A 10,036-nucleotide genomic window follows, 5' to 3' on the forward strand; every position below is an offset into this window, starting at 1 on the left:
GTCACGCTCCTTTCGTGCTCGGCGAGTTCGTCTCCGGCGCCGCCGAATTTCCAGATGATCCCGACTTCTGTTTCGGTGCAAAGCGATTGAGAACTCCACAGCCCCACGTGTATGCAACGGGCAGATACCGTTTGAGTCGCCAGATCACCTTCGCATCGAACTGCGGCACCACGTAGAGTCGACCCTTGTCGTAGGCGTCGAGAGTGGTGACGGCGATGCGCTCCGGCGAAAAGCCGGTTCGCCGCATCAACGCTTGCGCCAATTGTGTTGCTTCCGCGGTGATTCGGCCGTCGAGAGCAACATTTGTCTTGACGAAGGTCGGACACAGCACCGTCACCCGCACTCCCGTACCGGCAAGTTCAGCGGACAAGGTCTCCGAGAGCGACATCACGGCGGCTTTACCGACGTTGTAGGGCGCCATCAGCGGCGCAGCCGCAAACCCAGCAGCCGAGGCCACGTTGATGAATCCCCCGGCGCCGCTCGCACGCAGTTGTGGAGCAAATATCTCACAGCCGTGCACGACACCCCACAGATTGATCCCGAGTGCCCACTCCCAATCGTCGAAACCGATCTGGCCCACCGGTTTTCCACCGATACCCACCCCGGCATTGTTGATCACCAACGAAAGCGGACCCGCAAGTTCGAGTTCCGCGAACAACGCCAGGTCCTGAACCTGCTCACGAATTGACACATCGCATTTGACGGCGTGCGCGGTACCACCGATCTCATCGATGAGTGCCACTGTTTCCTTGGCCCGTTCCAGCGAGATATCCGCGCAGATCACCTCACCGCCTCTGCGCGCCAACTCCAACGAAAAGGCACGGCCGATTCCGCTGCCGGCGCCGGTCACCACTGCGCGGGCATTGTGGGACGACTTCGATCCGCGGTTCTTGGTCGGTTTCTTGGTCGGCACCGGTCGGCTCACCTTGAAGACGCTTCGACTGCTGTGTGTTTCTCCATCTCCAAAGAGTCATCCACAACCGTGCCAGTTGTCAATGGCCTAGAATTCGATGGCGGAATACGCGGCAGTCGAACCAGTACCCGGACTGCTCGAATGAAGTCTTTTGTCGACCGACCGTGACCTAAACGGGGTGCGCGGTCTTCCAATGCTCGGCGATGTCGATGCGCCGCGCGATCCAGACCTTCTCGTGTGACTGCACGTGGTCCAGAAATCGCTCGAGAGCGGCCGCACGGGCAGGGCGGCCGACTATTCGGCAGTGCAACCCGATCGAGAGCATCTTGGGCGATCCGGCCGTCCCCTCCGCATACAGCACGTCGAAGGCATCGCGTAAGTGCGCAAAGAACTGATCACCGCTGGGAAATCCTGCGGGAGAGGCGAAACGCATGTCGTTGGTGTCAAGGGTGTACGGAACGACCAGGTGCTTCACCGATTCTGCGCCACGCGGAACGTCGACCCAGTACGGCAGATCGTCAGCGTACGAATCGGAGTCGTAGACGAAGCCGCCGTGCTCGACGACCAATTCGCGGGTGTTCGGTGAATCGCGTCCGGTGTACCAACCGAGAGGCGCCGAACCCGTCAGATCTCGCAGAATCTGCACTGCCTCGGCCATGTCAGCGCGTTCGCGCTCGATGTCCACGGATTGGTAAGACTTCCAACGTAATCCGTGGCACGCGATCTCGTGGCCCAACTCCTGAAAAGCACTGACTGCTTCGGGGTTACGCTGCATCGCCCGCGCCACCGCAAAGACCGTGAGAGGCAGGTTTCGCCGCTCGAAGGTTCGCAGTACACGCCACAACCCGGCCCGTGAGCCGTACTCGTACAGCGATTCCATGCTCATGTGTCGATTCGGAAATGCCTCTGCCGGAGTCATTTCCGACAGAAATGATTCCGAAGCCGCGTCCCCGTCCAGGACGTTGTTCTCGGCTCCCTCTTCGTAGTTGAGCACGAACTGAACCGCTATCCGCGCGTCGCCGGGCCAGTGCGGATGCGGCGGATGAGGGCCGTACCCCACCATGTCCCGGGGATAGTCGTCGCGCGGATAGTCGCTCATGCCAACAACTTTACCGTCAGCGCCCGGAGATCACAGCGCGAGCAGCGTCGGTGAGTACGCCGAAGACTCTCAGCCGCGCCAGGCCACCGTCCGGGAAGATGTCCAGACGAACATCGGTGACCTGGACTTCGGAATCGATCGGAAAGCGATGGCGCGTATCCGGACGCAGCGTCGTGCGCGGCAACAGTTCGATCCACTCCCCCTCCGACGTCCGCCCGGTCAGAGCACCCTCACCTGGACTGTTTCCGAGGAAGTACGAGGTGTCGATCTCGACGAAACTCAGCACGCCTTCACCTGCGAGTTGTACTTGCACCCAGTCGTTTCCGTTGTCGCGGCGCCTGGCGGTCTCCCACCCGTCACCCATCGAAGCAGCGCGTCCGGGAAACAGGATGTTCTGCGGTGAGCTGTAGAACATGTTGGAGCAATCGGTCACGCGGCCACCGTTTTCGAGTGCTGCGAGGTCCAACGGCCCGGCATCGAGGAAACGCGGGTCCGGCCGCGCTTCGCCGTGAACACGGAATCTTGCCACGCCGCCGTCCGGGTAAATGGTCAGCTTGACGTGCGTCCACCGCTGCTCCGACGCCACCGAGAACGGATTCTCCGAGTCACCGCGCACGGTCGAGCGCTCGACGATGGTTGTCCACTCGCCGGATCCGGCCAGGTCGGCGGGATCCGGATACCCGTCGACCGAGATTGCTTCCACCGAGATCTCGGGCGGGTAATTGCCCTTGAACCACGCGGTGTCGACCACGACGCCTCGCACCACTCCGGGAACACCGAGTCGGACGATCGCCTCGTCATGGCCTGCCACCCGGCGGCGACGCGTCTCCCAACCGTCGTACACCTGCCCCTTGTGACCGAACGTCGCCGGCTGGTACCCGGCCTTGCCTGGGCGGATCAGGGCCTCACGCTCGGCAAACGCCTCGTCGTTCGCCCAGATGACGGCTCCGCCGAGGGTGCGCAGTGCGAGATCGGGCAGCAAGGTGAATTCGGTGGTGCTCATCGGTCAGTGTTCTCCTGTGATCGGTGTGGTGCGTCCTACGAGGTGACGGAGTGCGTTGGTGTCGGCGCTCGGGGCGAGCCGGAGAACTTCGGATTCCGGATAAGCCCCCGCGTCGAGCCCGCGCAGTACCACCGCTGCGAGCGCCTGGGCGGTTGCAGGTTCGTCCATCACGTCGCCACCTTGGCGCCCCAGGTACGACTGGATGCGTGGGGCAGCGGCGCCGAGCGCGTTGCGATAGAAGCCGAACGTGGCGAGCCAGCGGGTGACCAGATGCCCGGGGTGCATGTCCCACCCCTGGTAGTAACCGCGTTCCAGGGACCGCGTGACGAGGCGATGGTGCCGAGTGATCGCGTCGCGGATCGCCGTGGCGCTCCCGACGGGCGCGACCTGAGTCGACCCGTCGCACACCCAGACGCCGGTCTGCGCGGCAGCAGCCAACATGACAGCCTTTGCGTGGTCTGCCACCGGATGTTCGAGCGACTGATGACGCGATGCAATTCCGCAAGCTGCACTGTAATCGTAAGTGCCGTAATGCAAACCGGTCAGACGACCGGCACCGCGATGGATGGCCTGAGCAACTGCCACCGTTCCGTCGGCCGCGATGACCGCCTGCGGGCTCTCGATCTGCAACTCGAACCGAAGCGAACCGAGCTCGAGTCCGTGCGCCTTCTCCAGCTCTTCGCAGAGCAACACCGTCGCCGTGACCTGCTCCACCGCGCGCAGTTTGGGAACGGTGAAGACAAATCCGTCCGGCACTCCGCCGGCCGCGTCGAGCACAAGCTCGAGCGTCCTGATCGAGCGCCGACGCTCACCGGCCGGCAACCCCTTGAACCTGATGCCACTCCAGTTCGGCCCGGCAGGATCAGCGCTGAGCGCGGCAAGCGTCTGTCCGGCCGACGTCGCTGCATCGTCTTCTTCTTCGTCGCTGCGGCGTCCGTACCCGTCCTCGAAATCGATCCGAAAGTCTTGGACCGGCTTGCGGCCGAGTTGAACTCGCACATCAGCGAGCGCATTCTCCGTGTCGAGATCGGCGAACACATGAGCATGGGAATCGAGAAGCGCGATCGCCTGCTCACCCCAGAGTCGAGGGGTGTCGACGGTTGCATCCGCGGCACTGACGTAAATCGTGTGCACGGGTTGGATCTCGTCACGGTTTCCCGGGTACTGCGCCGCGAGCCGCTCGTCCACCGGATCCAGAAGTCCGTCCAGACGATCGTGGACGGCGGCGGAGAGTCGGGATTCTGTCATCGGACGATCTTCTCAGAACGTCCGCGAGCCCGCAGGTTCTCACACCGCCGATCCAGTCCGAGTCAGCGGCCCCCGACGAACGGAACGTTGACGAAGCTCGGCCGATCCGCAGCCAACTCGATGTGCTGCGGTTTGAGTTGGCTGTCGGCGAGCATCGGGCCGAGCGCCAGGTATCGCGGCACGCTGGCAGCGTAGACGTCGACGCGGAGCCGGTGCCCCGGTTGCAGCACTGCGTCCGTCGGGAGCATGTTGATGTCGACGGTGGTGACCTCACCGGGAACCACCGGCTGACGCGTGTCGATCGTCAGATAGTGGTGCGGTTCACTGTAGTCACCGTTGGCCGAGCGAGTGCTCTTCGAATCGTCGACTGCCCGCAGCGACGCAGTCAGAGCGCCGTTCGTGATCGGTGTCGATGTTCCGTCCGGTGCTACGTCGTTGACCGTCGCTGCCCAGAATCCGTCCGTCGCGTCCAGGACTGTCTCGAGATGGACGTTGATCGGGCCCGAGAGTGAGGTCGGCTCCGTCACTGCCTCACCGGTGAACGTCAGGCCCTCCGCTTCCTGGAATCGGGAATCCTTGGAACACGTCGCACCGAGCACCACGGAGATCCCGGCAGTTCCCTGAGTTCCGTCACCGGAGCAGAAGCCTCGCAGTCCTGGTGCGACTGTCAATCGCGCTGCGGCACTGGGCGGGTCATTCGTCAGCGAACCGTCATACGATGCGTGGGCGGCAGTACCGCTGGGCGCAGAGTTCAGATACATACGTTCGTAGCTCGCGCCCGCTCGCGGGAACTGATCGTCCGTGATCCATCCGCCGCCTTGCTGGAACATCGTCACCGGACCGTAACGATCGATTCCGTTGTCGATGCCCTTGAGCCACTTGTCGAACCACGCACGTTCGAGCACGTCGAGGCGCGGCGGCGCACCGTCCTTGCCGAATCCTCCACCGGGAGTGACGTGATAGCCGTTCCCCATGATCAACTGCTTCTGCCCGGGCGGCAGATCGATTCCGTTGTAGATCCGCGGCTCACTGTTGGCGAAGATGTCGTGCCAACCGCCGTAAACCATCGTCGGAACGGCGATGTTGCCGACGTCAGCGGCTCGGTCCTGATAGAACTGCCCGTCTTGCGCGACTTGCAGAGTCGACGGTGACACGTCCTCGATTCTCTGAGCCGTCATCGCTTGCACCAGTTCGGGAATCAGCGTTCCCGGATCCTCGAGGCGGCTCGCCAACCACAGGGGATCGAAGTTTCCTTGCAGGATGTCCTGAACGTTCGGGATGAGTTTGAGCCCGTTGACCGCGGTCAACCACAACGGCATGAACCCGACTCCGAGGCCACCACCGGTTCCGACGATGTCGCGCAGCAGATCGTTGCCAGGTTCGACCGGGAAGATCGCCTTCAGTGCAGATGGATTGTTGCTCGCCGCCTGCACCGAGTTGATCGCGGAGTACGAGATGCCCGCCATCCCTACTTTCCCGTCGGACCATCCCTGCTTGCTCATCCAGTCGATGACCTCGACCGAATCCTGTTGCTCGCGCTTACCGAGCACGTCCCAATTACCCTGGGAGAAGCCGGTTCCACGAGCGTCGACCACTACCTGCGTGTATCCGTTCTGGACCAGATCACGGTTGACGCCGAGAACCCTGGCGCCTCCGCCGGCAATGACGCCCGTCAACTCCGAGACTCCGTCGAACGGCGCCGCGAGGTCGAGCGAGTTCGCAACGTCCATCAGCGTCTCACCCACTTGCGGGATCGACAGAGCTGAATCCACCAACGTGTCCAGCAGTTTCGTGTACGGCGTGATGTTGAGAATCGAAGGCGCCTTCGATTCCACAGCGCGCCCGGACGCATCCGCCGGTCGGTAAACATTTGCCTGCAGAACCGTGCCGTCACTCATCGTGATGGGTACGTCCCACTCGATCGAGACGCCCGGATACTGCGGCGCAGCCTCCGTGGCCGCGAGCCAGGCCTGTCCGTCCGACCCTCCCGTCGGATCCGCGGAAGCGACGGCGCTCGGCACCGTCAATCCCACGACGCACAGCCCCACCGCAATCGTTGTCGACCTTCGACGTAGAAGTCGTGTCCTCACGAAAACCCCAATTTTCTGTTGTGATGACCCAGCCCTGCCCCCACGACAGTGACCGACGTCACGAACTTACCGGATAGTAACTTCCGTCCCATATGTCGTCAATAGGTCTCGATGCCGCCCGGACGGCTAGCTTTGAAGATGTGTCACGATCTCCCCTTCCCGTCCGCGACGGCCTGAACCCCAGTCGCATCCGTCAGCCCGACGACGGCATGTGGACGACGACGCTCGACTACCTGCTCGAACGGTTCCCCCAGGACGCCGTCCGATTGCGGGAGAAGGTCGCAGCCGGGGAGGTCGTCGACGAGAAGGGTGTCGGAATCACCGAGACGAGCGCTTTTGCTCCCCGGCGGTTCGTCTACCTGTACCGCGACCCTCCCGTCGAAACGCGGGTGCCGTTCGAGATCGACATCCTCTATCGGGACGAGAACATCTTGGTCGTGGACAAACCGCATTTCCTGGCGAGCACCCCGCGCGGGCGATACATCGCCGAATCGGCGTTGGTCCGCTTGCGTCGGGACCTCGAACTACCGGAGCTGAGTCCAGCTCATCGCCTCGACCGCGTCACGGCGGGACTGCTGCTGTTCACCGTGCATCAGGCGGCCCGGCGCGACTACCAGACCATGTTCGCCGAGCGCCGCGTCGCCAAGGAGTACGAGGCCATCGCGCGTCACGACGCTCAGGTGAGCACCCCCGTGGTCGTGCGTAGTCGCATCGTGAAAGAACGCGGCGTGCTCAAGGCCGCGGAGATCGAGGGCGAACCCAACAGCGAGTCGCGGATCGAACTGATCGAAACGCGAGACGGCTTCGCGCGGTACCGGTTGACTCCCCATACCGGCAAGACCCATCAACTTCGGCTGCACATGACCTCGCTCGGGCTCCCGATCCACGGCGACAACTTCTATCCCGACTTCTACGACGTTGCCGCAGAAGATTATTCGAACCCGCTGCGCCTGCTGTCGAAGGTTCTCGAGTTCGAGGATCCGAAGACCGGCCGGCTGCAACGGTTCGAAAGTCGGCGGACCCTGTCCTGGCCGGACGAATCAGGCCGTGGCGACTCGCCGTAGGGACCCCGGACCCTTCCACTGCGCCTCCGATACCGGGAGGATGGAAGCGCAGACCGCACCGCAAGAGGAGACCAGATGAGCAAGACCGCCGTCGTACCCGAAGCCGTACGGGAGATCGAGCGCAAGTACGAGGCGCCGGCCGAGCAGGAAGTTCCCGCCTTGGGCGGACTTCCCGGTGTTGTCGGCGAACCGGTCCACGACTCGATACAGCTCTCTGCCACCTACTTCGACACCGCGGACTACCGGTTGCTGGCCGAGAAGATCACGCTGCGCAAGCGTGAGGGTGGCGACGACGCGGGGTGGCACATGAAACTTCCCGCAGGCCAGGACACTCGAACCGAAATCCAACTTCCCCCGGACGAGAGCACCGATGTGCCCTCGCCGCTGTCGAGTCTGATCCGGGCGATCATTCGCGGTCACGATCTGGTGCCGGTCGCCCTGATCATCACCGATCGGGAGCGCACCAGGCTCAACGGCGAAAACGGTGTGCTGCTTGCCGAAGTGGTCTCCGACACCGTCATCGCCTGCAAGGCAGACGGTTCCGGAGAGTCCACGTGGCAGGAAGTCGAGGTCGAACAAGGCGCAGGCGGGCAAGAGCTGGCCGATGCAATCGAGTCGGTTCTACTGGACGCCGGGCTGGAGCGCTCTGCGAGTCCGTCCAAACTCAAACGAGCACTGGGCACGTCGGTCACACCGTACGCCGGTCACGAGGTCACCTCGGGCAAGGCGTCGAATCCGCGGATCTTGTTGCGTAATTACCTCATCGAACAATTGCGCGCACTGGTCGCCGCGGATCTCGGCACGCGTCGGGCCGACGACGAAGCCGTTCACGACTTCCGGGTTGCGGCACGTCGCATCCGCAGCGCTCTGCAGTCGTACGCCGGCCACTCCCCCAAGACCGACGATCTCATCACGGATCTGCGGTGGATCGGTGGAAAGTTCGGTGACGCCCGCGACGTCGAGGTCCAGTGGGAGCGTCTTGTGGACCGCCTCGGCGAAATCGACGAGATGCCCGAGCGAGAAGCTGTGCGAGCTCGAATCGACGAGTTCTTCTCTGCACGTGGTGAAACCGCCCAGAAAACAGCCCTCGAGGCGCTCGATTCCGAGCGATACACCACGCTGCTCGATCGCCTCGACGAGTACGTCGGCGACCTCGAATTCGACACCGCCACCCACCGCGTCGGAAAGAAGGCATCGGCACGAGAGTTGGCCCATACCCTGCGGCACCTGGCACACAAGGTCGGTAAGCGGGTCGATCACGTCTTCGATGCCGATAGCCGCACCGAGCGTGACGAGCGAATGCACCGCGCCCGCAAGGGAGCCAAGCGGATGAAGTACGCGATCGAGGTCATGGAACCCGTGTCGAAGAGCCGAGCGAAGCGTGCACTGAAGCATTTCAGCCACTTCCAGGATGTTCTCGGCGAGCACCAGGATTCCGTTGTCGCCCAACATCATCTACTTGCAATGGCAGCCGAGCAGGAGCATACCTCGCTCACCAGTTTCGGATTGGGCATGGCCTACCGACGAGAACTGGAAATAGCCGACGGGCAATCGACCCTGCTACGCAAGACGTGGAAGGAAGCCGTGAAGTCAGCATCGTCACTCTGGTGACGTCGCTGTAACCAGTCGACCGATCTCGATCATTTCAGAGGGAGTAGACATGAACACACTTGCAGGACACCAGGATGTCGTCGCCGGTATCGACGGATCCGAGGCCTCGACGGCGGCGGCCCGGTGGGCGGCCTCCGTCGCGAACGCGGTGAACTCACGACTGATTCTGGCGCACGCCCTGCCGCAGGAGGGCCCGATCTACAGTCCCGCTGCAGTGATGTTGCAGTCACAGTTCCTCAGCCAGATCCGCGAAGACGGCGAAGCGATCGTCGATGCCGCCGCCACGGTGATTTCGGCCGAATTCCCCGAACTGACCATCGAATCCGAGATCGCGCCAGGGCCGGCGTCGACGCATATCCTCGAATCCTCGGGTACCGCACGCCTGATCGTGATGGGGTCGACCGGATCGGGCGCACTGCGCTCACGGCTGCTCGGATCGACCGCACTGAAGGTGGCCAATCATGCAACCTGTCCGGTCACCGTGTGGCGTGGTTCGCCGGAGAATCCCGGTCCGGATCAGCGTCCCGTCATCGTCGGAGTCGACGGAAGCGCGTTGAGCAAGAAGGCCGTCGAGTACGCGTTTCGTTATGCCGATCAGTTCGACGCGCCGCTCATCGCGGTCCACACCTGGCAGGGCTCGTCCACCTTCCGCGAAGGCGGAGCGGGAATCCTGATCGACTGGGAGGCTGTCGAGCAGGAGGAATCGGCGCTACTGGCGGAAAATCTAGCCGGTATGGCCGACCAGTACCCGGACGTGCCGGTCACCCGCATCAGTGAACCCGGTGCCGCTGCTCCCGTCATGCTCAAATACGCCGACGACGCACAGTTGATAGTTGTCGGAAGTCACGGCCGCAGTGCGATGGCGGGCGCCGTGATGGGCTCCACCAGCCAGAATCTGCTGCACCATGCGCCAGGGCCGGTCATGATCTGTCGCGCCTGAATTGCTGTGCGCCAGTATTAACCCCCCCCGGGTAATTAACGCGCACACCACGGGGGAGGCGGGGCCCG

General features: G+C 63.1%; 8 protein-coding genes. 3 read left to right on the plus strand and 5 right to left on the minus strand.

What is annotated here, in order from left to right:
* Position 1: 1 nt before the first annotated feature.
* From RWT78_RS06505 to RWT78_RS06525, 5 genes are all read right to left on the minus strand, one after another.
* Complete coding sequence (locus RWT78_RS06505; RefSeq protein ID WP_075834235.1) at positions 2-913, minus strand: SDR family NAD(P)-dependent oxidoreductase; 912 nt, start codon at positions 911-913, stop codon at positions 2-4.
* 169 nt (positions 914-1,082) lie between these two features.
* Positions 1,083-2,012, minus strand: a complete 930-nt coding sequence (gene puuE / locus RWT78_RS06510; RefSeq protein ID WP_314674782.1) for an allantoinase PuuE — start codon at positions 2,010-2,012, stop codon at positions 1,083-1,085.
* Between the two features lie 16 nt (positions 2,013-2,028).
* The gene (gene alc, locus RWT78_RS06515; protein WP_064443813.1) at positions 2,029-3,015 is read right to left on the minus strand and encodes an allantoicase; all 987 of its coding nucleotides are present in this window, start codon (positions 3,013-3,015) and stop codon (positions 2,029-2,031) included.
* Positions 3,016-3,018: 3 nt separating this feature from the next.
* Positions 3,019-4,263: a DUF6986 family protein gene (locus RWT78_RS06520; RefSeq protein WP_007733914.1), complete on the minus strand. Its 1,245-nt coding sequence runs from the start codon at positions 4,261-4,263 to the stop codon at positions 3,019-3,021.
* Positions 4,264-4,325: 62 nt separating this feature from the next.
* Entirely contained in the window at positions 4,326-6,353 is a 2,028-nt protein-coding gene (locus RWT78_RS06525) for a CocE/NonD family hydrolase (protein WP_314674784.1), read from the minus strand.
* 140 nt (positions 6,354-6,493) lie between these two features.
* Between RWT78_RS06525 and RWT78_RS06530 the strand changes: the two genes are divergently transcribed.
* From RWT78_RS06530 to RWT78_RS06540, 3 genes are all read left to right on the plus strand, one after another.
* Positions 6,494-7,417: a pseudouridine synthase gene (locus RWT78_RS06530; protein ID WP_081377549.1), complete on the plus strand. Its 924-nt coding sequence runs from the start codon at positions 6,494-6,496 to the stop codon at positions 7,415-7,417.
* Between the two features lie 75 nt (positions 7,418-7,492).
* A complete protein-coding gene (locus RWT78_RS06535) occupies positions 7,493-9,028 on the plus strand; it encodes a CYTH and CHAD domain-containing protein (protein ID WP_314674786.1) in 1,536 nt (511 codons plus the stop codon).
* 49 nt (positions 9,029-9,077) lie between these two features.
* On the plus strand, positions 9,078-9,968 hold the full coding sequence (locus RWT78_RS06540) for a universal stress protein (RefSeq protein WP_314674788.1): 891 nt from the start codon (positions 9,078-9,080) through the stop codon (positions 9,966-9,968).
* Positions 9,969-10,036: the final 68 nt, after the last annotated feature.

The organism is uncultured Rhodococcus sp., assembly GCF_963525155.1.
GTDB classification, from domain to species: Bacteria; Actinomycetota; Actinomycetes; order Mycobacteriales; family Mycobacteriaceae; genus Rhodococcus_F; species Rhodococcus_F qingshengii.

Coding starts and splice junctions, on each gene's coding strand:
- puuE (WP_314674782.1), bottom strand. CDS start 2,012: ATGAGCGACTATCCGCGCGACGACTATCCCCGGGACATGGTGGGGTAC.
- RWT78_RS06535 (WP_314674786.1), top strand. CDS start 7,493: ATGAGCAAGACCGCCGTCGTACCCGAAGCCGTACGGGAGATCGAGCGC.
- alc (WP_064443813.1), bottom strand. CDS start 3,015: ATGAGCACCACCGAATTCACCTTGCTGCCCGATCTCGCACTGCGCACC.
- RWT78_RS06520 (WP_007733914.1), bottom strand. CDS start 4,263: ATGACAGAATCCCGACTCTCCGCCGCCGTCCACGATCGTCTGGACGGA.
- RWT78_RS06540 (WP_314674788.1), top strand. CDS start 9,078: ATGAACACACTTGCAGGACACCAGGATGTCGTCGCCGGTATCGACGGA.